This is a genomic window from Arthrobacter sp. 4R501, assembly GCF_002929755.1.
In the GTDB taxonomy this organism is placed as follows: Bacteria; Actinomycetota; Actinomycetes; order Actinomycetales; family Micrococcaceae; genus Arthrobacter.
Window position 1 is genome coordinate 65,473 of record NZ_PJIW01000002.1, and the last position, 24,065, is coordinate 89,537.

22 protein-coding genes are annotated in these 24,065 nt (G+C 65.8%); 4 read left to right on the forward strand and 18 right to left on the reverse strand.

Annotated elements, in window-relative coordinates; genetic code table 11:
* Window positions 1-12: 12 nt before the first annotated feature.
* From CXR02_RS01845 to CXR02_RS01880, 8 genes are all read right to left on the reverse strand, one after another.
* A complete protein-coding gene (locus tag CXR02_RS01845; RefSeq protein WP_104060443.1) occupies window positions 13-1,164 on the reverse strand; it encodes an IniB N-terminal domain-containing protein in 1,152 nt (383 codons plus the stop codon).
* A gap of 66 nt (window positions 1,165-1,230) precedes the next feature.
* A complete protein-coding gene (locus tag CXR02_RS01850) occupies window positions 1,231-3,384 on the reverse strand; it encodes a LuxR C-terminal-related transcriptional regulator (protein WP_104060444.1) in 2,154 nt (717 codons plus the stop codon).
* 3 nt (window positions 3,385-3,387) lie between these two features.
* The gene (locus CXR02_RS01855) at window positions 3,388-5,478 is read right to left on the reverse strand and encodes an Hsp70 family protein (RefSeq protein ID WP_104060445.1); all 2,091 of its coding nucleotides are present in this window, start codon (window positions 5,476-5,478) and stop codon (window positions 3,388-3,390) included.
* 156 nt (window positions 5,479-5,634) lie between these two features.
* The gene (gene ccsB, locus CXR02_RS01860; protein WP_104060446.1) at window positions 5,635-6,771 is read right to left on the reverse strand and encodes a c-type cytochrome biogenesis protein CcsB; all 1,137 of its coding nucleotides are present in this window, start codon (window positions 6,769-6,771) and stop codon (window positions 5,635-5,637) included.
* Window positions 6,771-8,528: a cytochrome c biogenesis protein ResB gene (locus CXR02_RS01865; protein ID WP_104060447.1), complete on the reverse strand. Its 1,758-nt coding sequence runs from the start codon at window positions 8,526-8,528 to the stop codon at window positions 6,771-6,773. Before CXR02_RS01865 ends, ccsB begins: the two co-directional genes overlap by 1 nt.
* A complete protein-coding gene (locus tag CXR02_RS01870; protein ID WP_104060448.1) occupies window positions 8,528-9,283 on the reverse strand; it encodes a cytochrome c biogenesis CcdA family protein in 756 nt (251 codons plus the stop codon). Before CXR02_RS01870 ends, CXR02_RS01865 begins: the two co-directional genes overlap by 1 nt.
* A gap of 15 nt (window positions 9,284-9,298) precedes the next feature.
* The gene (locus CXR02_RS01875; protein WP_104060449.1) at window positions 9,299-9,934 is read right to left on the reverse strand and encodes a TlpA disulfide reductase family protein; all 636 of its coding nucleotides are present in this window, start codon (window positions 9,932-9,934) and stop codon (window positions 9,299-9,301) included.
* A gap of 1 nt (window position 9,935) precedes the next feature.
* Window positions 9,936-10,616, reverse strand: a complete 681-nt coding sequence (locus tag CXR02_RS01880; RefSeq protein WP_104060450.1) for a histidine phosphatase family protein — start codon at window positions 10,614-10,616, stop codon at window positions 9,936-9,938.
* A gap of 201 nt (window positions 10,617-10,817) precedes the next feature.
* On the opposite strand from CXR02_RS01880, the gene CXR02_RS01885 reads away from it, so the two are divergent.
* The 3 genes from CXR02_RS01885 to CXR02_RS01895 all read left to right on the forward strand — a co-directional run bounded on the left by CXR02_RS01885 (window position 10,818) and on the right by CXR02_RS01895 (window position 13,171).
* Window positions 10,818-11,366, forward strand: coding sequence for a YceI family protein (locus tag CXR02_RS01885; protein ID WP_104060451.1), 549 nt, complete (start codon window positions 10,818-10,820; stop codon window positions 11,364-11,366).
* 107 nt (window positions 11,367-11,473) lie between these two features.
* Complete coding sequence (locus CXR02_RS22745) at window positions 11,474-12,193, forward strand: hypothetical protein (RefSeq protein WP_104060452.1); 720 nt, start codon at window positions 11,474-11,476, stop codon at window positions 12,191-12,193.
* Window positions 12,194-12,373: 180 nt separating this feature from the next.
* A complete protein-coding gene (locus CXR02_RS01895) occupies window positions 12,374-13,171 on the forward strand; it encodes a hypothetical protein (protein WP_104060453.1) in 798 nt (265 codons plus the stop codon).
* Window positions 13,172-13,228: 57 nt separating this feature from the next.
* On the opposite strand, the gene CXR02_RS01900 is transcribed toward CXR02_RS01895, so the two are convergent.
* Window positions 13,229-13,966, reverse strand: a complete 738-nt coding sequence (locus CXR02_RS01900) for a redox-sensing transcriptional repressor Rex (RefSeq protein ID WP_104060454.1) — start codon at window positions 13,964-13,966, stop codon at window positions 13,229-13,231.
* A gap of 77 nt (window positions 13,967-14,043) precedes the next feature.
* Window positions 14,044-14,298, reverse strand: a complete 255-nt coding sequence (locus tag CXR02_RS01905; protein WP_104060455.1) for a glutaredoxin family protein — start codon at window positions 14,296-14,298, stop codon at window positions 14,044-14,046.
* Between the two features lie 162 nt (window positions 14,299-14,460).
* On the opposite strand from CXR02_RS01905, the gene CXR02_RS01910 reads away from it, so the two are divergent.
* Window positions 14,461-15,279: an HAD family phosphatase gene (locus CXR02_RS01910; protein ID WP_104060456.1), complete on the forward strand. Its 819-nt coding sequence runs from the start codon at window positions 14,461-14,463 to the stop codon at window positions 15,277-15,279.
* Window positions 15,280-15,532: 253 nt separating this feature from the next.
* Here the strand turns inward: CXR02_RS01910 and CXR02_RS01915 are convergent, their stop codons facing one another.
* The 8 genes from CXR02_RS01915 to CXR02_RS01950 form a co-directional block, all read right to left on the reverse strand.
* Window positions 15,533-15,631 carry an AURKAIP1/COX24 domain-containing protein gene (locus tag CXR02_RS01915; protein ID WP_003792170.1) on the reverse strand — a complete coding sequence of 33 codons (99 nt, stop codon included), beginning with the start codon at window positions 15,629-15,631 and terminating at the stop codon, window positions 15,533-15,535.
* A gap of 156 nt (window positions 15,632-15,787) precedes the next feature.
* Window positions 15,788-16,000 (reverse strand): helix-turn-helix domain-containing protein, encoded by a 213-nt coding sequence (locus tag CXR02_RS01920; protein WP_058931377.1) that lies wholly within the window; start codon window positions 15,998-16,000, stop codon window positions 15,788-15,790.
* A 142-nt stretch (window positions 16,001-16,142) separates the two neighbouring features.
* Complete coding sequence (locus CXR02_RS01925) at window positions 16,143-17,249, reverse strand: 3-deoxy-7-phosphoheptulonate synthase (RefSeq protein WP_104060457.1); 1,107 nt, start codon at window positions 17,247-17,249, stop codon at window positions 16,143-16,145.
* Between the two features lie 342 nt (window positions 17,250-17,591).
* Complete coding sequence (locus CXR02_RS01930; protein ID WP_104060458.1) at window positions 17,592-18,593, reverse strand: acetylxylan esterase; 1,002 nt, start codon at window positions 18,591-18,593, stop codon at window positions 17,592-17,594.
* A 175-nt stretch (window positions 18,594-18,768) separates the two neighbouring features.
* A complete protein-coding gene (locus CXR02_RS01935; protein WP_104060640.1) occupies window positions 18,769-20,271 on the reverse strand; it encodes a rhamnulokinase family protein in 1,503 nt (500 codons plus the stop codon).
* A gap of 20 nt (window positions 20,272-20,291) precedes the next feature.
* On the reverse strand, window positions 20,292-22,358 hold the full coding sequence (locus tag CXR02_RS01940; protein ID WP_104060459.1) for a bifunctional aldolase/short-chain dehydrogenase: 2,067 nt from the start codon (window positions 22,356-22,358) through the stop codon (window positions 20,292-20,294).
* Between the two features lie 2 nt (window positions 22,359-22,360).
* Window positions 22,361-23,527 (reverse strand): L-rhamnose isomerase, encoded by a 1,167-nt coding sequence (gene rhaI, locus CXR02_RS01945; RefSeq protein WP_104060460.1) that lies wholly within the window; start codon window positions 23,525-23,527, stop codon window positions 22,361-22,363.
* A 104-nt stretch (window positions 23,528-23,631) separates the two neighbouring features.
* Window positions 23,632-23,988, reverse strand: coding sequence for an L-rhamnose mutarotase (locus CXR02_RS01950; RefSeq protein WP_104060461.1), 357 nt, complete (start codon window positions 23,986-23,988; stop codon window positions 23,632-23,634).
* Between the last annotated feature and the right edge of the window lie 77 nt (window positions 23,989-24,065).

The window sequence follows — 24,065 nt, forward strand, 5'->3', positions numbered from 1 at the left end:
GGAACTTGATGTTTATAGGCTGATCTCCGAATCTTCGACCGCGACGTCGGTGTCCACAGCCACGTCAGTGTTCGTCGAGTTGTCCTCGGTGGAGTTGTCCTGGAAAGAATCCTCAACCACAACCTCAACCGGGTTGAAGGAATCAACCACCTCCACCTCGGTGGTCTCCGCCTGCGAGTTGTCGTTGAAGGAGTCCTCAACCGCAACCTCGGTGTTGGTGGTGTTATCCGAGTTGTCCTGGAAGGAATCCTCAATCGCAACATCGGTGGTGGTGGAGTTGTCGGTGGTGGAGTTGTCTTCGATGGAGTTGTCCGAGTTGTCGTTGATTACGATGGAGTTGTCCTCGGTGGAGTTGTCTTCGAGGGAGTTGTCCTGGAAGGAATCCTCAATCTTCACCGAGTTGTCCTCCGAGTTATCCACGGAGTTATCCGAGTTGTCCGAGTTATCGGAATTATCGGAGTTATCCGAGTTGTCGTTGAACGAATCAGCGACATCAATGTCAACGTCGGTGTTGAACGAATCGGCCACATCCAGATCGCGGTTGCCGATGTTGACGTCGCCTCCGGCGGTGATCGAGTTGTCCGTGGAATTGTCCGTGGTGTTGTCCGTGTTGTAGGAGTCGGTGGTGTTGTAGGAGTCCCGGACGTTGTTGTCGTCGCCGGCAGCCAGGGCCTGATCGCCGGATGCGATGACAGCCTCGTTGTCGAACCACTGGTTCACGTCGCCGTCGGCCCAGATGTTCTGGTTGACCGACTGGTCCGTGATCGTGTCCCGGTCATCCACCGTTGAGGTGTAGGAGTAGTTGTTCACCACGTGGTGCAGCTGCTGGACGGCATGGGCGTGATCGTCATGGTGGTCGTGCCCCGGAGTGTGTCCAGAACCGCCGCCTCCAGGAGGCGGGGTGTGGCTGGCGCCGCCGATGCCTCCGGTCCACGAGGTGTTCCCGCCGGTGTTGTACTCCCGGTCGAAGGAAGAAGCGTTGACAGTGATGGGTGCGTAGTCCAGGACAACCGGCATAGCGGCGTCAACATCGGCGGAGCAGACTTCGCGCAGGCCGGCACCCTCAAGTGAACGCTCCGGATCGTTCAGGAACTCCTGGGCAGCGGCGGGGTTGTTGAACAGGCCCATCAGGAACTGGACGAGCTGGTTTGCGAGTGTAGGCATTGGATGGTCCTCAAATCTTCTCGGAGTTGTGGATCGCCAGGCCTCGGTGCCGGGCTTAAATCAAACCTAAGGTCCTTCGTAGGGGCCAGGCATCGGGTTGTGTCCCCGTACCCGGATGCCCCGCATTAGGGGTTTGCCCGTTTCGTGGCTAGGGGCAGCAGTGGCTCCGTCCTGGCCGGGATGATCTGCAGTTAGCGCCAGCCTCAGGCGCACCAGCAGATCGGAGCGGTTTTCGGCCCCAAGCCTCCGCCGCATCCTGGCAATGTGATGTTCAGCGGTCCGGGGGGAAATGTAGATGGCTTCGCCGATTTCCCGGTACGTCTTCCCTTCCAGGACCAACCGCGCCACTTCCTTTTCGCGTTCGCTGAGGCCCGAGGCGTCAGGATGCGCGCCATGGTTGTTCTCGGCGGCGCCGCGGCGTACTTCCGGTGACGGCCCGGCGGGTGGCCCGGCGGTTCCGCCCTGCGGGTGGAGGTCCCTGGCACAGGCAAGGAGCCGCATCATGTCCCTGCGCTCGTCTGCCTGCGCGGCCGCATGTCCTGCCAGCCGGGCCCCTTCCCATGGCATGCCCACCACTTTCAGTCCCCGGGCTGCGTTCTCCACATCCGTCGCCTGGAACCGTCCGGCCAGGACGCTGACCCAGGCCTTGCCTGCGGCGGCGAACACAGCGGCCATGTGACTGTATTCCGAGGCCCGCACCAGCGCTGCTGCGTGCGGGGCAAGGTCGGCCGGGCTCTTGTTCAGCAGGGCAGCCTGGACCGCCGCCCAGTGAAGCGGGACGGCCCACAGGGGCGGCTCCCCCAGCTTGGTCAGCAGGACCCACGCTTCATCCAGATAATGCGCGACGCGCCGTGTCTCCCGCAACCGGGCGGCAGCAATCATCAGTTCGCCCCACGGCAGCAGGCTGTAAAGGTCGACGGCGGTGTGCAGCATCGCTTCGCGGGCGCGCTCCCAGGCCATCACCAGGTCATGGACGTCGCCGCTGCGCCGCGCAAGGCCCACTTCCAGGGCCGCGCACAGGAACTCGTCCCTGGGCACCAGCGGCCAGTGGTTGGCTTTGGAGGCTTCGTTGATGGCCAGCCGTGCTTCGCCAGCATCGTCCCGCTGCATGGCCGACCACGCCTGCAAGAGGTGGAGCCGTGGCTTGGCGGCGTCACCGCCCTGCCTGGCTGCGACGGCGGAGCGGATGATGGTGTCCGCTACGTGGGATTCACCGCTGTGGAGGGCCACTAACGCGGCCAACGCTCCAGGGGTATCCGGAAGGGGCAGCGCTGAACCGGACGCGTTGAGCATGTCTGAAGCATGGATCAGCAGGGGAAGGCCCTTGTGTGGATCCCGCTCCATCGACTCCATCACGCCCTTGCCCGTTTGCGAAAGCGCCACCGCCAGTAATGTGGGCGACACCGGTGCCGACCCGGCGGGAAAGGCCTCTTCCGCACCTGCCCGGTCGCCGCTGCCGATCATGGCCACCGCGGCAAGCGGGGCGGATCGGCCCATGTTCGCCGGACCAAGCCAGGCATAGAGGTCGGCACTGCGGACCAGCAGCCCGCGCTGTGCCCAGACGGAAGCAGCAACATCCACGCCAAGTCTGACATCCGGCGGATCAGAGCTCACCAGGAGCCCGTCAATAATCCGGCCAGCGGCGTCAAGGTCACCCGTAGCGGCTGCGGCCTGGGCGCGGCGGGCAGCGATGCGCAGTTCGTTCGCCCCTGCCAGCAGCGCTTCGCCGTACAGCTGGGCGGCCAGACCGGGGTTGTGCTGCAGCGCTTTGTCCGCTGCGGCTTCGAGTTCGGCGGCGACCCTCGGGTCCGCCAGTCCGCCCCTCGCCAGCTCGCGGGCAAGGTCGCCGAAGGGCTGGCCCTCGGCCGAAACAAAACCGACGAGTTCCCGCTGCAATGCATGCACACGGGCTGTGGGCGTGCCGTTCAGGAGCGCGTGTTGCGCGGGGCCGACGACTGTCCCGTCAGTAAGCAGCAGGCCGGAGGCCTCGGCGCGGTTTACCACGGCGTCCAGGCCCGGACTGTCAGGGCTTTCCAGCTTGTGCGCCAGCTCACCGGGCAGCGGACCGGGCAAGGTGAACCCCACGGACAGCGCCAGCAGGAGTTCACGGACTGCCGCATTCTCGCCCCGCAACTGCTGTGCCATGTCAGCGGCTCCGGCGGGAGCCGACGTCCCTGCCTCGTGCAGTTCCCGTTCGGGCTGCGTATGATTGGCGGCCATGCCTCAGACCGCCGGCTCGGTAGTTGGGACAGGATCCGTGGTGGGGGACGGTTCCGCGAACGGGTCGGGCTCCGGCGCAGGGTCCGTCGTCGGATCCGGCGCCGACGCAGGTGCCGACGACGGCTCTGGAGCCGGGCCGATGGTCGGCTCTGGAGCCGGGTCAGTAGTCGGATCCGGCGCAGGGTCAGTGGTCGGATCCGGCGCGGGGTCAGTGGTCGGATTGGTGGTCGGATCCGGCGTAGGGTCAGTGGCCGGATCCGGCGCCGGATCGGTCGTAGGACCCGGGGCCGGGTCAGTGGTAGGACCCGGGGCCGGGTCAGTGGTCGGATCAGGTACAGGATCGACGGGCAATGGGACCACGTCCGGCGGCGGATCCGTCGTCGGGGTGGTCACCGGACCCGGGGTGGAGCCTCCGGAACCCTGTGCAGGCTCACCAGAAGTGCCCGTCCCGGAAGCGGCCCCGCCGGCTGCTGGTTGGCCTGCTTCGGTAGGTGGCCTGCTGGTGGACGAGGCAGCAATGTCCAGTCCCGTGGAACTGGCCGGCGCGCCGCTGTCCTGCAGCTGGGCGCTGGCTTCAATCCCCTGCACGGGGAGCTGCGCCGCGACTGCTCCTGCCGCGGGGCCACCGGAGCCAGGTCCGCCGGTTCCGTCAGGAGGAGCAGCGCTTGGCGTGTCCTTCGCCGCATCTGCCGACGGGGCGAACATCGCCGAGAGGCTGCCGAGTCCGTCCGGGCCCTGGGCTGCCGTCGCCGTCAGCCCAGTAAAGAGCGCCGCTACCGCTGCTACCGCAGTCAGCCGCACGGTCGGACGTGGCCCGTGCGCGCCGCCCTTGCGCCCGCCAGCATGGGCACCGGCGGCATGGGCACCCGCGGCGAGTGCTGCAGCACCGGCGTCGGCATGCCGGGACCAGCTGGCTCGTCGGCCGACAGTTCCATGATGCCCGTCAGCATGCGTGAGCACGACGGCGTCGGCCAGCTCTGCGGTCATGGCAGCGGGCTGCGCGGCCCCCTCCGGCTGAGCGCGAAGGGCGGCAACCGCCGCGCCGAGGCAGATGGATGACTTCGGATCGGCGTCCACGGCGATCGGCCGGTCCAGCTGCTCCGAAATCAGCTGTGCCACCAGGGGAATGCGCGATGAGCCACCGATGAGAAGCACCGCGGACAGGTCGTCCGGGGTGAGCCCCAGGTCCTGCAGGGAACGCTCCAGGGCGTCCACTGTTTCCCGGATGGGCTCGCTGATCATCGCCTCGAAGTCGGACCGGACCAGCCGCACCTGCTGCTGGAATCCCGGCAGGAGAACCGAAATGCTCGCCTCGCTGTCCGCGGACAACGCCTCCTTGGCTTCCACACACTCCCGCCGCAGGCGCGACAGGGCCGCCAGCGCGCCGGGCGCCGACGGGTCAAGATTGGCCAGGCCCTGCCCGGCGTGATCGGCAACGTACCGCAGGACGGCTGCGTCGAAGTCGGCTCCGCCAAGCCCCTCGATCCCTTCGGGCCGGCCCAGCAGTTCAAAGTGGCCGGCGTCCGTTTTCTTCAGGACGGCGGTGTCAAAGGTCCCGCCACCGAGGTCGTAGACGGCGATGGTACTGCCAGCCTCCACCCGCACCTGGGCGGCGTAGTGCAGCGCCGCCGCTTCCGGTTCGGTGATCAGCGTGACCTTGGTCAGGTCTTTTGAGGCCAGGGCAGCGAGGATGAGCTGCGTTCGGTGCGCACCCCAGGAGGCAGGGTGGGAAAGGATAATGTCCGACGGCGGCGCTCCCTCGCGTTCTTCAGCCCGGTCTGCGACCCATCGGGCCATAGTGGCGAAGACGTCCTCAGCAGGGAGGGAAAGCGTGCCGACGGCAATGGGGACGTCGTCTCCGACTCGCCTTTTGAACTCCCGCACCACGCGCTCCGGGGAGTCAAGGCCGCGGCGCTCGGCCGCCTCCCCCACCAGGATGGGGCCTTCCTCGGGGTAGTAAACCACCGAAGGCACAGCCGTTCCGCGGAGCCCCAGCGGCAGGCTCTCCGGAACACGTGAAGCGTCGTGATTAATTCGAACTATGGCGGCGGCGGTGAAACTGGTCCCGACGTCAAGGGCGAGAACATAGTTCATGGGCACCTCGGCAAAAAACGCAGCTAGCTGTCTGCGAGCTTCATCACTGACAACTCCCACCAAGGTAGCATCACCGTCTGCGGGGCAACACCCTTATTCATACATCGATTGGCGTATCAGTCGACCGCTGCCAAGGACAGCTGGAGAAACCCCAGTTCAGAGGCCCGAATAGGAGTGCAGACCGTTAAAGAACTGGTTGACGATGGTGAAATTGAAGACCACGCAGAGGTAGCCGACGATCGACAGCCACGCGGCGCGGGTGCCGGTCCAGCCACGCGTGGCGCGGGCGTGCAGGTAGCCCGCGTAGACCACCCAGATCACGAAGGTCCAGACTTCCTTAGTGTCCCAGCCCCAGAACCGGCCCCAGGCTTTTTCAGCCCAGATGGCGCCGAACATGAGGGTGAAGGTCCAGCCGATGAAGGCGATGGCGTTGATCCGGTAGGACAGGTTTTCCAGGCTCAGTGCCGAGGGAACCAGCCGCATAAAACCAAGCTTGTCAGCACCGCCGGCAGCCACCGTCTTTTGCCGGTGGGACTGGACCAGCTGCAGGGCGGACATGGCGAACGTGAGGGTGAAGAGTGCGGAGGAGAGTACCGCGATGGAGACGTGGATGATCAGCCAGTAGCTCTGCAGCGCAGGGACCAGGTGGCCCACGGGGGTCCAGTAAGCCACCGAGGCGGCCACCAGCATGATGATGGCCAGGCCCACCACAAACGTGCCCAGGAACCGCAGGTCGCGGCGGATCAGCACCAGCAGGAAAACCGCCACGGCCACAAAGGCGCCAGTGGTCAGGAATTCGTACATGTTGCCCCACGGCACCCGGCCTGCACCCACGGCACGCGTGATGACGCCGGCAGCATGGATCAGCACGCCGAGAACTGTGAGGGCAACGGCGACCCGCGCCGGAACGCGGCGTTCCGCCGCATAGCGCATATCGGCGTCGGCGGTCTGCCCTGCCCCGGAAGCGTCGCCGCCCCGCTTGGCCACGGACGACGACGGCCGCTCGGCCCGGCCCACCGGTCCGGCCAGGTGCGAGTCCACCCTGTCCGTTGCCACGCTGTCGGCTGCCGCGGCTGAACCAGCAGCAGAACCAGCAGACGCACCGGCGCCGGCCATCGCGGGCACCCTGGTCCCGGCAGCCCCGGCCGCCTTCAGGTCTATGGCGCGCAGCGCCCTGCTGCTCTTCGCGAGGTCCCAAGCGAAGGCGATGAAGGCCACGGTGTACGTGCCGGCTGCGAGCAGCATAAACAGCTCGCTGTACTGGCCCATGGTTTCGTTGATGGCGAACGGCATTACTGGTCCTTTTTCGGCCCGGTGGGGCCCGCTGGGGTGGTGACAGAGTCTGCGCCATTATCGCCCTGGCGGCTGGGAGTTTGCTGGGTGACGCTGGAATCGGAATCGTCAGCAGATTCGCCGGAATCGGAATCCGCAAGCTGCCACTCTTCGGACAGCAGCTTCCTGACGGCAACCGCTTCCGCGGCGAGCCGGTGGTCCTCACCGCGGGCAAGCAGGCCATACTCCACCATGGTGCGGCCGTCCTCGTGCGTCCCGGTCCGCACCCAGACGCGGCGCCGGTTCACGTAGAGCGAGACGATCAGGCCGCCCACGGCCAGCAGAGCGAAAATGAGGGCGTAGAGCTGGCCCGGGTTGTGGTGGATGTCCACGCCCACGTACCGCTTCACGCTGTCAAAGCTGATGCTGCCCTTGCCGTCCGGCAGGGTGTAGGTGCTGCCCGGAGCCAGGGTGATGCCGCCGGCGTCCAGGTTGCGGGCGTTCAGCGGCGTGAGGTCACTGACGTCGAGTTCAAAGACGTTCTGCGGCGAGCCGGCGTCCAGGCCAAGGTCCCCGAAGTACGAGTTCAGCGTCAGCTGCGGGTTGAACAGGTCCGGATCGCCGCTGAAGGACACCCCCTCCTCGGTGATAAACGCCGTGGGCAGGAAGAACCCCACGAAGCCCAGCTGTTCGGGCCGTGCGTCGGGGACCTTGATCACCAGGGACGAGTAGTAGTTGTCACCCTGGAGCTTGGCCACCACGGGACCCTGCATGGCCACGTTGCCGGCGCCGTCGCGGATGGTCACCACGGGTGCGTAACCGTTGCCGGTGAGGTAGATGCTGGTGCCGCCCAGGGTCACGGGCTCGTTGACCTTCAGGACTTCCTGCTTGGCGGGCGAGTCCGGGGTTTCCCGCGTGGTGACTTCGGCGTTGAAGTCGATGGGCTGGCCGATTTTGCCTGGTGATTCGCGGTCAAACAAGACGTCGAATTTGTCCAGCTGGATGGAGTACGGCTGCAGCTGGCTGGACTGGAAGTTGGTGCCGGGGGTGAACTGGTCGTAGCCCACCAGGGTGTTCACGAAGGTGTCGCCCTCCACCAGGATGCGCTGGCCGCTGTAGCCGAACAGGCCGCCCACGGCCACCGAAACCAGCACGCCGATCAGCGACGTGTGGAACACCAGGTTCCCCACTTCCTTGGCAAAGCCGCGCTCGGCACCCAAAGACGGCCGCGCGCCGTCGTCGTCCCTCACCTCAACGCGGTAGCCGCGCTTTTTCAGCACCCCGGCGGCGCTGCGGATGGCGTCCGACGCCGGGAGGCCGGCGTCGGCGGGAACCACCAGGGTGCCGTACTCGGGAAGGCGGGAGAGACGCTTGGGGGTCCGCGGCGGCTGGGAGCGCATGGCCCTGTAGTGGGCGATGGCGCGCGGGACCACGCAGCCGATCAGGGAGATGAACAGCAGGATGTAGATGGCCGAGAACCAGGCCGACGAGTAGACGTCGTAGAGCTGCAGGGTGTCCAGCAGCTTCCCGTAGTCCGGGTTGTCCTTGATGTACTGCGTCACGATGGACGGGTTTGCCGGGCGCTGCGGGAACAGCGAACCGGGCACCGCGGCGACCGCCAGGAGCAGCAGCAGGAACAGCGCCGTGCGCATGCTGGTCAGCTGGGTCCAGGCCCAACGCAGCATCTCCACCGGCCCCAGGACTGGCAGCGCCGCCTCAGTTTTGGCGGCGGCAACGGGTGCCGAGGACTTCTTGTTTGCTTTCACGCGCTCGCTCATCAGATCGGCAACTTCACATCGGTTTGGAACCAGTACTGCAACTCGGTGACCCAGGTGCCCCAGACGCCGCTGGCCATCAGCAGGCCCAGCACCACCAGGATCCCCCCGCCGATCCGCTGGATGGCCAGGCGGTGCGTGCGGAAGAAGGACATCACGCCCATGCCGCGTCGCACCGCCAGGGCGATCAGCAGGAACGGGATGCCCAGGCCCAGGCTGTAGACAAATGCCAGAAAGGCACCCTTGGCAGCGGAGGAACCGCCGGACAGGCTCAGGAGCTGGACGGCGGAGTAGGTGGGCCCGATGCACGGGGCCCAGCCCAGGCCGAACGTGAGGCCCAGCAACGGCGCGCCCCACAGGCCGGCCGGCGGCTTGGCATGGATCTTCGCATCACGCTGCAGCCAGCCGAAACCGCCCATAAACACCACACCCATGAGGATGACCAGGAGCCCCAGGAGCTGGGTGATCCAGGCATTCTGCGAGCCGGTGATCAGGGTGCCGAGCTGGCCGAACGCGCCGCCCAGAAGCACGAAAATCACCGAGAACCCCAGCACAAAAAGCCCGATGCCCGCCAGCATCCGGCCGCGCTTCTGCTTCTCCAGGTCCACGCCGCTCAGGCCGGTGACGTAGCCAAGGTAGCCGGGCACCAGGGGCAGCACGCACGGCGACAGGAAGGACACCAGGCCGGCGAGCAGCGCCACCGGGATGGCAAGCAGGAGCGAGCCGTTCAGGATGGTTTCGGCGAAGGGGCTGTTCACGGTCCGGGGCCGCCGCTACTCTGCCACGGCGGCGGTGATGAGGGCTTTGAGGGTGCCCTTCTGGATTTCGCCCAGCACGCGCGAGGCCACTCGGCCCTGCTTGTCCAGGACCAGCGTGGTGGGGACTGCCCCCGGCGGAACCAGCCCGGAGACGGCCAGGAGCACGCCGCCGTTCTTGTCATCGAAGCTGGGGTAGGTCAGGTTGAAGGTCTTGTCGAAGGCCTCTGCGGTGCCTTTTTCATCGCGGAGGTTGACGCCAAAGAACTGCACGCCCTGGTCCTTGAAGTCCTGGTGCAGCTCTTCCAGGATGGGTGCTTCAACGCGGCAGGGTGCGCAGGCGGCGAACCAGAAGTTCAGGACCGTCACCTTGCCCTGGAAGTCCGCTGGGGCTATCTGGGTGCCGTTGAACAGCGTGCCGTTAATGGCGACGGCGGCCTTTCGGTCCGCGGCGGTGAACTCGGTCACCGAGCCGTCCCCGGCCACGTAGTTCTTGTTGTCGCCGGCTTTGGCCTGCTTGGCAAGGGCGTCTTCCTGCGCACAGGCGGACAGGCCCAGGGTCAGGACGGTCAGGGCGGCGCCGCCGGCAGCGAGTACGGCACGGCGGGATGTCGTGCTTGAAACAGCACGGGATGTTGTGCGGTTGTTCGTCATGTCAGGCTCCGGGGGTGCTGGCGGCACCGGGAAGAAGTGCGGCAGCGGGCTCACTGTACTCAACGCGCAGGAGCGAACCGTCGTCGTCGAACACCAGGGAGGTGATGGACGTCAGCGTGCACTCGCGTTTGCGCGGGTCATGCCACAGCGGCCTGCCTTCGGCGCTGAGGCGGGTGGCCCAGATGGGGAGTTGGTGGCTGACCATGATGGCTTCCGGCCCGTCGGTTCCGTGGTCGCCGGCGGCCAGTTCGATGGCCCGGAGCCGGGCGTCCTCAACAGCTGACATGACGCGTGCGGCCTGGGCCTTGTACGGTTCGCCCCAGGACGGCCGGAACGGGTTGACCAGGTGCGGCCAGTGCTTGGGCTTCCGGAGCTCGGCCTTGGTGACCTTCATGCCCTGGAAGTAGTTTTCCGCTTCAATGATACGGCTGTCCGTGTGGAGTTCCAGGCCAAGCGCCTCAGCCGTGGGGGCCGCTGTTTCCTGCGCCCTTACCAGCGGCGACGCCGCGAGGTAGACGATCCTGGCCCCGCGCGCGGCACGCTCGGCGAAGTGGTCGGCGAGCATCTGCGCCATTTCCCGGCCCAGCTCGGAGAGGTGGAATTCGGGCAGCCTGCCGTACAGAACGCGGTCAGGATTGTGGACCTCGCCGTGGCGGAGCAGATGGACAGTGGATTGGGGCATGTTTACCAGTTTCTCAAAGATGGCGTGCTATCCGAAATCTTCTACATCCAGTAGAACTCAAACTTTTGGAAAAATGTTCCGGAACCGGGAACAAAACATGCAAACGCATGTTTATACTGGATGCAGCGGATAGTTGAGGATTCAACAGATGAAGCGTCAAGCTATCCGGAAGTACCACCCGACAAACCAAGGAGAAACACCATGACTCTTCCCGCAGACGTCACCACCGGCACCTGGACCCTCGACAACTCGCACAGCGAGATCGCCTTCACTGTTCGGCACGCAGGCATCAGCAAGGTCCGCGGCCAGTTCAAGGATGCCGTGGCAACCCTGGACCTCGCCGACAACGTGGCCGATTCCAAGATCAGCGCCACCATCCAGACCGCCAGCTTCGACTCCGGCGATGTCAACCGCGACGGCCACGTCCGCGGCGAAGACTTCTTCGACGTCGAGACCTTCCCGGAAATCTCCTTCGTCTCCAACAGCCTCGTGGCCAAAGGCAACAGCTACGAGCTGACCGGGGACCTCACCATCAAGGGCGTCACCCGCCCCGTTGCCCTTGAGACCGAATTCAACGGCGTGGCCGTGGACCCGTTCGGCATGACCCGCGCCGGCGTCTCCGCTGAAACCACCATCAGCCGCAAGGACTTCGGCCTGACCTGGAACGCTGTGCTGGAAGCCGGCGGCGTGCTGGTCAGCGACAAGGTTGCCATCAACCTGGAGCTCGCGTTCATCGCACCCGCAGCATAGGTTTCTTCCTGAAGCACCCCGGCCGCCAATTCCCCGGAATCTGGCGGCCGGGGTGCTTTGTTTTTATCCCCTAGATACCGGCGGATACGCGGTCTACAGTGAGACCCATGAGCAACAGTGAAGTACCGCAGCCACAGCAGCCCCAGCAGCCCGGCGCCGAGCAACCGGGCGCCCAGCCGCCCGTCACTCAGCCGCCGGCCGGCAACGTTCCTCCGGCCGGCTACGAGCCGCCACCGGCCTACCCGCAGCAGGGCCAGGCTTATCCCGCGCCGGGACAGGCCTACCCTCAGCCCGGCCAGCCATACAACCAGCCGGGCCAGCCGGGCGGCTTCCGTTTTGAGATGCCAACCGACGGCCCCCGCAACTTCAACGACGTTATGCCCAAGGCCGGGTTCTCCGGCATGTTCAGCGTGACCGGGCTGCCCACCGAGCTCAAGGTCTCGTACTGGATCTGGCTCATCGGCGGCATGCTGGGAGTCCTTGGCGGCCTGTTCGGCGTGTTGGGTTCGCTGGCGTTGTTCGTCGTGGCACCCGGGCTGGCCGTTGTGGTCCTCCTGCTCGTCCTGGTGGCACTGGCCCTGGCGGCGGCCCAGATTGTCCTGGTCCTGAAGATGAAGGAGGGCAAGGAATGGGCAAGACTTGCGCTCACCATCGTGGCCGGTGTTTCGCTGGTGCTCGCCGTGCTTGGCGGCAGCGTGGGCGGCGGCGGCATGGGCCAAGGCATCGGCAACAACTGGCTGGGCTTCCTCATCAGCGCCGCGGCAACGGTGCTCATGTGGCTGCCGAACTCGCAGGCCTGGTTCAACGCCGCCAAGGGCCGCGCGTAGACCGGATCCAGTAGAAACACAGCCTTGCGCGACGCCCGCTGAGTTCTGTGGGAATACCTCTCCGGAATGATCCCCCGCGGCACCCGCCGGGGGTACGGTGGGAAGTAAGCCGTACTGGGGGCAGGCCAGTTGGACTGCACCCAGCAGCCGAACTGACATCCGACCTGCAAAGGACCGCTCATGAGCACGCCTGTCCCGCCTCCCGTCCCGAACGAGCCCGAGCCCGGCAACCAGCCGCCAGCGCCCCGATACGGCGAGAACAGCCCGCAGTTCGGGCAGCCCACACCGCCGGCGCCACAGTACGGGCAAAACGCCCCGCAGTATGGCCAGCAGACTCCCCCGGTACCCCAGTACGGGCAAAACGCACCGCAGTATGGCCAGAACAACCCGCCGCAGTTCGGCCAGCCCACGCCTCCGCCCTATGGCCAGCAGCCGTACGGGCAGTCCCCCTATGCGCAGTACCCGTCCGAGCAGCCGCAGGCCACGGGATCCAACGGGGTTCCCCAGCTGGTCAACATCTCGTTCTGGCTGCTGATTGGCGCGGGTGTTGTGTATGTCATCAGCCTGCTGATGGGCATTGGCATGCTTGACGATCCGTTGTTCCGGAATGCGTTCGACGACGCCATGCGCAGCAGCGGTGCCACTGGTGCGGAATTCGCGTTCGACGACTTCAAGGGTGTCATTGCCGGATCGCTCGTGGTCTTCGCGATCATCGGTGCGGGGTTGTACGCGCTCGTGGCGTTCTTCGTCCGCAAGGGCAAGAACTGGGCCCGCATCCTCGGTACGGTTTTCGCGGCACTGTCCATTTTCGGCCTCTTCGGACCACCGAGCCTCGGAACTGTGGGAACGCTGGCCGGGATCGCAGCGATCGTGCTGCTCTACCTGCCGGCCGCGGCACCGTACTTCCGCAAGCAGCAGCCGTTCGCTAACCCGTATGGCGCCCCGGGCACCACGCCTGGCAACCCCTACGGGCAGTAGTACCAACGAGTCGCATCCACACCCTAACGGGCGTGGGCCCCATCAGCCGCCGACGAACTAGGTGGTCTGGTCCGGGGTCTGCGCCCGTTGTGCGTGATAGGCGAGGATCTGCAGTTCGGTGGCCATATCCACCTTGCGGAGGTTGACGCCCTCGGGGACCTGCAGCATAACGGGGGCGAAGCTCAGGATGCTGTGGACGCCGGCCGCCACCACGCGGTCGCACACGGCCTGCGCCGCATGAGCCGGAAGTGCCAGGACCACCATGTTGGCGCCCGTCCGCTGCAACACGACCTCCATGTCCGCAGCGTCGCTGACGCGCAGCCAGCCCACTTCATTGCCCACCACCATCTGGTCGGCGTCGAAAATTGCCACGACGTCAAACCCGCGGGACTCGAAGCCGCCGTAACGGGCCAGGGCCTTGCCGAGGTTACCCGCGCCAACAATGGCGACCTTCCAGTCGTGGGTCAGCCCCAGGGCCGCGGAGATGTGACGGCTAAGGTACTGCACTTCGTAGCCCACTCCGCGCGTGCCGTAGGAACCCACATAGGAAAGGTCCTTGCGAAGGGTTGACGAGCTCACTCCTGACGCTTCCGCCAGCGATTCCGAAGATACCCGTTCGACGCCGTCGGACAGCAGCGTGTTAAGGGCGCGCAGGTAGATGGTCAGCCGGGCCACTGCTGCGGGCGGTATTTGCTTGGTGGACTCGGCGCCGTGGACGGTCGGTGCGCTGTGGCCAGCCTCTGTACCTTGGACAGCATGGGGAGATGGATCCAGTGAAGTCACTATCCCCTCCATCCCATCGCGTCGTGACTCCACTCTAGAGCCCCGCAGCTGGTGCCAACAAAGCCGGTGTCATTCTGCGGGCCGCTTTCCTATTGGGCCATGGCGCGTTTGAGGACGCGCTCCAGCCGGGCTTCGTCGATCTTCCAGAAATCGCGTTGGATTCCATCCACCAGGACTACGGGGATTTCCTCCGCGTACCGCTCACGCAGTTCCGGCAGCTCGTCCACCTGCTGTTCCGTCCACCCGAGTCCCAGCGAGGCAGTAACGCGTCCGACGGCGTCGCGCGCTCCTGCACACAGGTGACAGTCTGCCTTGGTTATGAGGACTACCTCGGGTTTTGCCATGCATTAACCGTATCGCCCTTCAGGGCAGAGAGCTGGGCAGAGGACAGCGGCCGACGGCGGGTCGTACGGCGGGTCGTACGGCGACGCGGGTCTCCGGGCGAGCGCTGGCACTCGCGCTGGCACTGAAATCTTGGTCACCGAGTATTGACTAGACTCGTGGACATGCCCGAGGAGAAGTACGTCGCTGTGGTGACCCAGCCGGATGCGTTGATGCAGACCGGCGAAGCCGCCTTCTTCGACGTCGATAACACCCTCATGAAGGGCGCCAGCCTCTTCCATGTTGCCCGCAAGATGCACCAACGCGGCGCCTTCACCCTGACGCAGGCTGCGGGGTTCGCGTGGAAGCAGTTCAAATTTGTGGCGCGCGGCGAGAACATGGACGATGTCCACGCTGTCCGCGACTCCGCCCTCACCCTCGCCGAGGGCATCACCGTGGAAGACGTCAAGGCCCTGGGCGAAGAGGTCTACGACGAAATGATCGCGTCCCGGATCTGGCCCGGCGCCAAGGCACTGGCGCAGCAGCACCTGCGCGTGGGCCGGCGGGTCTGGCTGGTTACCGCAACCCCCATCGAGGTTGCCGCGGTCATTTCCACCAGGCTCGGCCTGACCGGAGCCTTGGGCACCGTGGGCGAGGTTGCCGATGGCATGTACACCGGCCGGCTGGTGGGCGACATCCTGCACGGTTCCGCCAAGGCAGTGGCAGTGCAGGCCCTGGCCCACGCCGAAGGCCTGGACCTTAAGCGGTGCTGGGCCTACAGCGACTCATACAATGACATCCCGCTGCTGACCCTGGTGGGGCACCCGGTAGCCATCAACCCTGATGCCAGGCTCCGCCGCCACGCGCGGGACAATAACTGGCCGGTCTACGACTTCCGTTCCGGCCGCCGCGCCGCCACCCTGGGGCTCAAGGCAGCAACGGCCGGCGGCGTAATTTACGGACTGTGGAAAGGCTTCGCCCGCATCCGCGGCCCGCGGGCATAACCGCCGCCGCAACTGTCGACGTCGACGTTTCGCGTAGGAGCGCATCGCCGCCGATCGCGGGACAGAGGTCGCCCAGCGACCGCCGGACCCCCTATCGGCGGAAGTGAAGGCCCGCGGGCCCCGGCCCGAGCTTGCGAGGGTGGGCAGGGCTAAACGCTAAGCGACGGTGAAACGTCGATGGCGACCTCACCCGACGCAAAAAAATGCCCGCTGCCGAGAAGGCAACGGGCATTTTACGCTTGTCGAAGTATCTCTACTTCTTATTGCGGCGCTGGTGACGGGTCTTACGAAGCAACTTGCGGTGCTTCTTCTTGGCCATACGCTTGCGACGCTTCTTAATAACTGAACCCACGAAAGTTCCTCACAAACTAGATGCAGTACCTGTCTGATGGAAATGGTCCGTGGACAGAGCTACAGACTGAAACAACTGACAGATTCTTACAATGACGTAAAACGTTCCTTAACAGGGTACCGCTTCTTGGCGATGCCCACTGACCGCAGGTAATGCTCAGGCGGTTTCGGAGTGCCCGTCCACCACAGCACCCTTGAGGTACTGCTCGACGGCGCTCTCCGGCACCCGGTACGACCGGCCGAAACGCACCGCGGGCATTTCGCCTGAGTGGACCAACCGATAGACGGTCATTTTGGAGACGCGCATGACCTCGGCCACTTCGGCCACGGTCAGGAACTTCGCGTTCGAGAAGTTCTGTTCTGCGGACATTTCCCTATTCCTTTGCTGATGGATGACGACAATACCCCAGCTTTGATTCATATTCGGTGTGCCGATGCTGAGCCATCCACCAACCATGTGTTAGATACTCTAGAGGTTCATGGGGCTGTAGTGAAAGTCATCCGGGCAATCATTAAGCGGTCCGGCGCTTCCTGGCGGACGCCGCGAGCTGATCGAGGACCGAAACGGAGACGTCCCAATCCATGCACGCGTCCGTGACACTCTGCCCGTAGACCAGTTCCGCCCGGCCCGCCGCATGCTCGGAGACATCCAGGTTCTGGGCTCCGCCCACCAGGAAGCTCTCCAGCATGACACCTGCGATGGCCTGTGCCGCCTCGCCGCCGTCCTCCAGTTGCGCGCCGATTTCCAACGCCACTTCCGCCTGCCGGTGGTGGCTCTTGCCACTGTTGGCGTGGCTGGCGTCCACGATCAGCCGGGGATTGAGCCCCTTGCCGGCGAGCTTAGCGGAGGCGCTTTCGACGTCGGACGCTGAGTAGTTAGGCCCCTTCCGTCCACCCCGGAGGATGACGTGCGTGTCCGGGTTCCCGGCGGTGGCCACCAGCGCGGCCCGGCCGTCGCCGTCGATCCCCAGGAATGCCTGCGCGGCAGCGGCGGCGCCGCACGCGTCGAGCGCGACCTGGAGGTCGCCGTCGGTCCCGTTCTTGAAGCCGATGGGCATGGAGAGACCGGAGGCAAGCTGGCGGTGGATCTGGCTCTCGGTGGTGCGCGCCCCGATGGCTCCCCACGAGATCAGGTCCGCCATGTACTGGGGGCTGATGGGTTCCAGGAATTCGGTGGCCGTGGGCAGACCCAGCGCGGTGACCTGCTGCAGGAATTCCCGGGCGGTCCGGAGCCCGGTGACCATGTCATGGCTGCCGTCCAGGCGAGGATCGTTGATCAGGCCCTTCCAGCCCACCGTCGTGCGGGGCTTTTCGAAGTACGTGCGCATCACGATCAGGAGGTCGTCACGGTGCTTCTCGGCCTGGCTGACCAGCCGGCGGGCGTATTCCAGTCCAGCCTTGGGATCGTGGATGGAGCAGGGGCCCACGATGACCAGCAGCCTGTCGTCCACCCCGTCCATGATGGCCCGGACTTCGTCGCGGCCACGCTCGACGACGTCCGTCACCCGGGCGTCCAGGGGCAGCTCGGCGATGAGCTCCTGGGGCGAGGGCAGCGGCGTGAATTCGCTGACGCGCAGATTGGACGTGGATTTTGCGGGGGTGGCTGTCGCGGTGCTCATGTTCGGGTCCTGTTCCAGATAGGAAGCGGGCCCAGATCAGAACCCGCCGGAGAAATGGCGAAGGGCAGAGAATGATCTCTGCCCTGTTGGCTCTGAAGGAAGATGGATGCGTGTCAGTTAGACGCGGGCTCCTCCAGAGCCAACGAAAAATACGCATACCAACGGTTTGTCATAGGCAAACCATAACCGCGCGCTGTGACGGCCGCAAAATCACGGCCGTCACACATGGAAATCCGGGTCCGGCTAGCCACCCACTCCCCCAACTGGGTAGCAGTAGATGTCGTTTTGAGGCCTCATTACGACATCTACTGCTACCTACTTGGGCGGGGCGGGCGCCTTGTGTCAGCCCAGGAGCTCGCGGAGGTACTGCAGTTGCCTGATCCAGTGGTGTTCCTGGCCGCCCTCGTGGTTGTTGAACCGGTAGACCTCGATGTCCTTTTGTGCCGCGGAGCCGCTGCCGTAGGCGTTGAAGCTGGCGAACACGGTGGATGGCGGGCAGACATCGTCCATCTGCGCCACCGAGTACAGGGCCGGTGCGGTGGCCGCCCGCGCAAGGTTGACGCCGTCGAAATAGTTCAGGACCGCGAGCATCGGCTCATACCGGTCCCGGTGCCTGCCCAGGAAGGCCGCGATTTCGGGATAGGGGCCGCGGGCCGCGATGTCGATGGACCTGGGGAAGTCCTGCAGGAAGGGGACATCGGGCAGCGCGGCGATGACGCCGTCGAGCCTTCCGGCCACCAGCCCCGCAACCGCCACCACAATGCCGCCGCCCTGGCTGATTCCGGCCAGGACCACGCGCGCAGGATCCACCTCCGGGTGGGACTGCGCCGCTTCCACCGCGCGGAACGCGTCCACATACACGCGGCGGTAGTAGTAGTCCTCGCGGCTGCCGGCGCCCCTGGTCATCAGCCCCGCGTAGGCCACCTCGCCCGCGGACGGGTGGGGATCCGCCGTCTGGCCGAGGATCCCGCCATAGCCCTGGCCGCGGGTGTCCATGATGAAATGCGCATAGCCGGCCTGCGCCCATTTGGTGTCCTGGTTCACGAGGCCGCGGCCGCCCGAGTAGCCGATGTACTGCACGACGACAGGCAGCCGGCTTCCGGCGCGCCGATTCACCGGGAGGTGCAGCCAGCCCTTGATGGGTGCGCCGTCGTAGCCGGCGAACGTCACGTCAAAGGTGTCGATGACCGACAGGTGGTTCTCGACCGGCCCGAACGTGGCGTTGAGCGGGAACGTCCGGGCCTCGTCGAGCGTGGCGTCCCAGAAGTCCTGCAGGTCGGCCGGCGGCGTGACCCGCGATGCGTAGCCGCGGAGCTGGTCAAGGGGAAGGTCGAAGAGGGGCATGCTGCTGTCCGGTCCTGTCTCGTCGGGTTGCTATCGGAGATCCTACGTCACGCAACCCTCCCGGCGGCGCCTTCTTTGAGCGCGAAACGACACTTTGGGCCCTGCGATTAGGGCCCCACGTGTCCCCTCGCGCTGGGTTGTTCGCGCTGGATGGTTGCTGCTGGGTGGCGGGCGGTTACAGGCGGGAGAGCTGCGGCGTGAACGCCTGCAGCTCGTGCGAAGACACCACCAGTCGGCGCAGTTCCGTGAGCCCCCCGCTGACGTGCCCGGCGGCACGGGCCTGGACCAGGACATTCCCGACGGCGGTCGCTTCCACGGGCCCGGCCACCACCTTTTTGCCGGTGGTGTCGGCCGTGAGCTGGCAGAGGAGCCTGTTCTGGGAGCCGCCCCCCACGATGTGGACCACATCCACGGTGCGGTCTGCCAGGCGTTCTGCGTCCGCGATGGCCCGCGCGTAGCCCGTGGCCAGGCTGTCCATGATGCACCGGGTGATGGCCGCGGGGTCATCAGGCAGGAGGTCCCCGGTGTGGCGGACCGTGGCACGGATGCGGTGGGGCATGTTGTCCGGGGCGATGAACGCTGAATCGTCCGGGTTGATCTGCGGGCCGCCCGGGGGCAGCGCCGCTGCGGCGGCCAGCAGGTCAGCGAGTTCCGGGGTGTGGCCTTCGGCGGCCCAGGTCCGCTGGCATTCGCTGAGCAGCCAGAGCCCGCCCATGTTGCGCAGGTAGCGGATGGTGCCGTCCACGCCGCGTTCGTTGGTGAAGTTCGCTGCCCTGCTGGCCTCGGTCAGGACCGGCTGATCCAGTTCCAGCCCCACCAGGGACCAGGTGCCCGAGGAGATGTACGCGAAGTCCCCCTCCAGGGCGGGGACCGCGGCGACGGCGGAGGCGGTGTCGTGCGAGCCGACGGCCACCACCGTGGTGCCGGCCGGCAGTCCCACCCTGGACGCGATCTCCGGCAGCAGGGTGCCAACAGTTTCGCCGGGCTCGATCAGCGGCGGAAACAGGTCTTTCCGCAGGCCCAGGGCGGTGAGGAATTCAGTGGCCCACTCCCCCGCGACGGCGTCGAACAGACCTGTGGTGGAGGCATTGGTCGATTCCGTGCGGCGGACTCCCGTCAGGAGGAATGCGATGAGGTCCGGGATCAGCAGCGCCTGCAGACCGTCCAGGTCCCGCTCCGTGGCCAGCTGGTACAGGGTGTTGAACTGCAGGAACTGCAGGCCGGTGGTGCCGTAAAGCCGGGCAGGGTCCAGTTTCCGGTGCACGGGCGCGACGGCGGCTCGGCTGCGGTCATCGCGGTAGCTGTAGGGCTGGGCCGTGAGCTCCCCCGCCTTGTTGACCAGGCCGTAGTCCACCGCCCAGGTGTCGATCCCGATGCTGGTGATCGTTTCGCCCTGCAGCGCCGCCACGGTGGCGGCGGCGCTCAGGCCCGCAAGGACCTCGGTGAACAGGGCGTCGAAATCCCAGCGGAGGCCGCCGTCGAGCTCCACCACACCGTTGGGAAACCGGTGCACCGTTTCCAGCTCCACGCTTCCGGCCGCACCGGCGCCGGCGTCCCTGACCCGGCCCAGGATGACCCGGCCGGAGGAGGCGCCGATGTCGACGGCGGCGAACACGCTGCGGGCGGAAGTACCGCCGCCGTCGACACCGCCCTGTGCATGGGATGCGGTTCTGCTCATCGCAGGAAGTGCGGTGGCGTTCATCGGAGGAAGGCTGCTGCCACTCCGGCGTCCACGGGGATGTGGAGTCCGGTGGTGTGGGACAGTTCGTTGCTGGTGAGGACGGCGGCGGCGTTGGCCACGTGCTCGGGCAGGACTTCGCGCTTGAGCAGGGTCCGCTGGGCGTAGTACTTGCCCAATTCCTGCTCGTCCACGCCGTAGACCGCGGCGCGCTTGGCGCCCCAGCCACCGGCAAAGATCCCGGAGCCACGGACCACGCCATCGGGGTTGATGCCGTTGACACGGATGCCGTATTCGCCGAGCTCGGCCGCGAGGAGCCGGACCTGGTGCGCCTGGTCAGCCTTCGTGGCCGAGTACGCGATGTTGTTCGGGCCCGCGAACACGGAGTTCTTGGAGGAGATGTAGATGATGTCCCCGCCCATGTCCTGGTCGATCATGACCTTCGCCGCGGCCTTCGAGACCAGGAAGGAGCCCTTGGCCATCACGTTGTGCTGGATGTCCCAGTCCTTCTCGGTGGTTTCGAGCAGCGGCTTGGAGATGGACAGGCCGGCGTTGTTGACCACCAGGTCCAGGCCGCCGAATGCCAGCACCGCCTCCTGGACGGCTGCGGCGATCTGCGCCTCGTCGGTCACGTCCGCCTGGACACCGATGGCGACGTCGGCGCCTCCCAGCTCCGCGGCGACGGCCTGGGCGCTCTCCAGGTTCAGGTCGGCAATAACTACGCACGCGCCGTCGGACGCCAACCGGGCGGCGATGGCCTTGCCGATGCCCGACGCCGCGCCGGTGACCAGCGCGATGCGGGAGGCATGCGACTTCGGCTTCGGGAGGCGCGCGAGCTTGGCTTCCTCGAGGGTCCAGTATTCGATCCGGAACTTCTCGGATTCCTCGATCGGGGCGTAGGTGGAGATCGCCTCGGCGCCGCGCATGACGTTGACCGCGTTGAGGTAGAACTCCCCGGCCACCCGTGCGGTCTGCTTGTTTGCTCCGTAGGAGAACATGCCCACACCCGGGACCAGCACAATGGCCGGGTCCGCGCCGCGCAGCGCCGGGGAATCCGGTACCGCGTGGCGGTCGTAGTAGGCCTGGTAGTCCTCGCGGTAGGCGGTGTGGAGTTCCTTCAGCCGGTTGACGGAGTCCTCGATCGAGGCATCGGCGGGCAGGTCCAGGATCAGCGGCTTGACCTTGGTGCGCAGGAAGTGGTCCGGGCAGGACGTGCCCAGCGCGCCCAGGCGCGGGTGCTCGGCGGATTCCAGGAAGTCAAGGACGACGGCGTCATCACTGAAGTGCCCCAGCTGCGGTTTGTCCGTGGAGGCCAGGCCGCGGATCACCGGGGCGAGCGCGGCGGCCTTGGCGCGGCGCTCGGCTTCCGGGAGCGCGCCATAGCCGGCCAGCTTGGCACCGAAAGGTTCGGCTTTGCCGTTGTCGGTGATGTAGTTCTCGGCCTGCTCGATGATCCACAGCGAGTTGGCCTCTGCTTCTTCGCTGGTGGCGCCCCAGGCGGTGATGCCGTGTCCGCCCAGGATGGTGCCGATGGCCTGCGGGTTGGCGTCCTTGATCGCGGCAATGTCCAGGCCCAGCTGGAAACCGGGCCGGCGCCACGGAACCCAGAGGACCTTGTCGCCGAAGATCTTGGTGGTCAGGGCCTCGCCGTCCATGGCGGTGGCAATGGCGATCCCGGAGTCCGGGTGCAGGTGGTCCACGTGTGCGGCATCCACCAGGCCGTGCATGGCGGTGTCGATCGACGGCGCGGCGCCGCCTTTCCCGTGCAGGCAGTAATCAAAAGCGGCCACCATCTCGTCTTCGCGTTCGACGCCCGGGTACACATTCTTCAGCGCGTTCAGCCTGTCCAGGCGCAGCACCGCGAGGTTCCCCGCTTTGAGTGTGCCGAGGTCCCCGCCGGAGCCCTTGACCCACAGCAGCTGGACATCCTCACCCGTGACCGGGTCCTTCTCCGTGCCCTTGGCCGAGGTGTTGCCGCCGGCGAAGTTGGTGTTCCGCTTGTCCGCACCCAGGCGGTTGGAACGGGAAATCAGGTCTTCAACAGTCGTGTTGTCTGTGTTATGCGTAGCTGTGTTCGGCGTAGTCATTGTTATGCGCCCCATCCGGCTTGCTGGCCGCCGACGCGGTCGGCGTTGATCTGTTTCTGGTAACCGCTGGCCCTGAACGCGGCCATCGGGTCCGCGGGCAGGCCGCGGGATTCACGCCATTCGGCCAGAATGGGCCGGACGTCGGTGTAGAAAGCGTCGTTGAACACGCCGTTGGCGGCCAGGACGTCCCCGGACCGCTGGGCCTCGCCCAGGGCGGCGGTGTCCACCAGCAGGGCCCGGGCCGTCATTTCCTGGACATTCAGGACCGAGCGGATCTGGCCCGGGATCTTCTCCTCCAGGTTGTGGCACTGATCCAGCATCAGGGCCACTCCGGATTCCTTCCCGAAGCCACCGCCGCGGATGACCTCGTACATGATGCGGAAGAGCTGGAACGGGTCCGCTGCGCCCACGATCAGGTCATCGTCCGCGTAGAAGCGGGAGTTGAAGTCAAAGGAACCGAGCTTGCCCAGCCGCAGCAGCTGCATCACGATGAACTCGATGTTGGTGCCCGGCGCGTGGTGGCCGGTGTCCAGGCAGACCATGGCCTTATCGCCCAGCGCCAGGGTCTGCGCGTAGGAAGTGCCCCAGTCCGGAACATCGGTGTGGTAAAAAGCCGGCTCGAAGAACTTGTACTCCAGCACCAGGCGCTGGTTCTCGCCCAGACCCGCGTAGATCTCCTGCAGCGACTCGGCCAAACGGTCCTGGCGGCCACGCATATCGTCCTGGCCCGGGTAGTTCGTGCCATCCGCCAGCCAGACCTTCAAATCCTGCGAGCCCGTGGCATGCATGATCTCGATGCACTCCAGGTGGTGCGCGATGGCCCGGCGCCGCACCGACCCGTTCGAGGACGTCAGGGAACCGAACTTGTACTCGTCATCCTGGAACGTGTTTGAGTTGACGGTGCCCAGGCCCACTCCGAGACCGGCCGCGTACTCCTTGAGCGCGGCGTAGTCATCCACCTTGTCCCACGGGATATGCAGGGCCACCGTCGGGGCCAGGCCGGTGAGCTCGTGCACCTTGGCGGCGTCCGCGATCTTCTCCTGCACCGTCCGCGGGGTACCCGGCGTGCCGAACACCTTAAAGCGCGTGCCTGAGTTTCCATAAGCCCACGAAGGGACCTCGATGGCAAGCTCCCCGAGGCTGCCAAGCGCCGTTGCTACGTCATTCATGTTGGTTCTTCCCGGTCTTAGTGATGTGGTCTGTTGTGCTGTGGTCTTTAGTGATCTGGTCCGTTGTGCTGTGGTTCCTGCGGCCCGCCAACGGGGCCAGTGCCTCAGCTGCTAGTGGACTCCGCCGCCGCGAGCTGATCGTCAAGATTGAAGACTTCCTCGAGGACCTGGAACCCTTCGTCGGGCGCCTGGTCCGGATTGTCTGGCTTATCAAAAAGCGTGGCCATCTCGGCCTGCCAGCGGGCATTGACCTCGGTCAAGGCCATCCGCGCCCGGACGGCGTCGAAGTCGTCGCATTCGAGATATCCGATGAGGAGCCCGTCCGCACCCAGGAACAGCGAGTAGTTGTTCCAGCCGGCGTCATTCAACGCACGGAGCATTTCCGGCCACACAGCCGCGTGCCGCCGTCGGTATTCGTCGATCAGCTGTGGCTGGACCGAAGAGCGGAAACACACCCTCATCTGCAACTCCCCTGAACTTTCCAAGCTTTGAATCGTTTCATTGTTACGATTCAAAGTACTCTTGAAGTCAAGTAGGT

Excerpts from the sequence above, each read along its gene's own strand:
- rhaI (WP_104060460.1), bottom strand. The coding sequence starts at position 23,527 with ATGAATGACGTAGCAACGGCGCTTGGCAGCCTCGGGGAGCTTGCCATC.
- CXR02_RS01855 (WP_104060445.1), bottom strand. The coding sequence starts at position 5,478 with ATGAACTATGTTCTCGCCCTTGACGTCGGGACCAGTTTCACCGCCGCC.
- CXR02_RS01900 (WP_104060454.1), bottom strand. The coding sequence starts at position 13,966 with ATGGAGGGGATAGTGACTTCACTGGATCCATCTCCCCATGCTGTCCAA.
- CXR02_RS01910 (WP_104060456.1), top strand. The coding sequence starts at position 14,461 with ATGCCCGAGGAGAAGTACGTCGCTGTGGTGACCCAGCCGGATGCGTTG.
- CXR02_RS01850 (WP_104060444.1), bottom strand. The coding sequence starts at position 3,384 with ATGGCCGCCAATCATACGCAGCCCGAACGGGAACTGCACGAGGCAGGG.
- CXR02_RS01875 (WP_104060449.1), bottom strand. The coding sequence starts at position 9,934 with ATGACGAACAACCGCACAACATCCCGTGCTGTTTCAAGCACGACATCC.
- CXR02_RS01880 (WP_104060450.1), bottom strand. The coding sequence starts at position 10,616 with ATGCCCCAATCCACTGTCCATCTGCTCCGCCACGGCGAGGTCCACAAT.
- ccsB (WP_104060446.1), bottom strand. The coding sequence starts at position 6,771 with ATGCCGTTCGCCATCAACGAAACCATGGGCCAGTACAGCGAGCTGTTT.
- CXR02_RS01930 (WP_104060458.1), bottom strand. The coding sequence starts at position 18,593 with ATGCCCCTCTTCGACCTTCCCCTTGACCAGCTCCGCGGCTACGCATCG.
- CXR02_RS01950 (WP_104060461.1), bottom strand. The coding sequence starts at position 23,988 with ATGAGGGTGTGTTTCCGCTCTTCGGTCCAGCCACAGCTGATCGACGAA.
- CXR02_RS01885 (WP_104060451.1), top strand. The coding sequence starts at position 10,818 with ATGACTCTTCCCGCAGACGTCACCACCGGCACCTGGACCCTCGACAAC.
- CXR02_RS01940 (WP_104060459.1), bottom strand. The coding sequence starts at position 22,358 with ATGACTACGCCGAACACAGCTACGCATAACACAGACAACACGACTGTT.
- CXR02_RS01845 (WP_104060443.1), bottom strand. The coding sequence starts at position 1,164 with ATGCCTACACTCGCAAACCAGCTCGTCCAGTTCCTGATGGGCCTGTTC.
- CXR02_RS22745 (WP_104060452.1), top strand. The coding sequence starts at position 11,474 with ATGAGCAACAGTGAAGTACCGCAGCCACAGCAGCCCCAGCAGCCCGGC.
- CXR02_RS01865 (WP_104060447.1), bottom strand. The coding sequence starts at position 8,528 with ATGAGCGAGCGCGTGAAAGCAAACAAGAAGTCCTCGGCACCCGTTGCC.
- CXR02_RS01895 (WP_104060453.1), top strand. The coding sequence starts at position 12,374 with ATGAGCACGCCTGTCCCGCCTCCCGTCCCGAACGAGCCCGAGCCCGGC.
- CXR02_RS01905 (WP_104060455.1), bottom strand. The coding sequence starts at position 14,298 with ATGGCAAAACCCGAGGTAGTCCTCATAACCAAGGCAGACTGTCACCTG.
- CXR02_RS01920 (WP_058931377.1), bottom strand. The coding sequence starts at position 16,000 with ATGTCCGCAGAACAGAACTTCTCGAACGCGAAGTTCCTGACCGTGGCC.
- CXR02_RS01925 (WP_104060457.1), bottom strand. The coding sequence starts at position 17,249 with ATGAGCACCGCGACAGCCACCCCCGCAAAATCCACGTCCAATCTGCGC.
- CXR02_RS01935 (WP_104060640.1), bottom strand. The coding sequence starts at position 20,271 with ATGAGCAGAACCGCATCCCATGCACAGGGCGGTGTCGACGGCGGCGGT.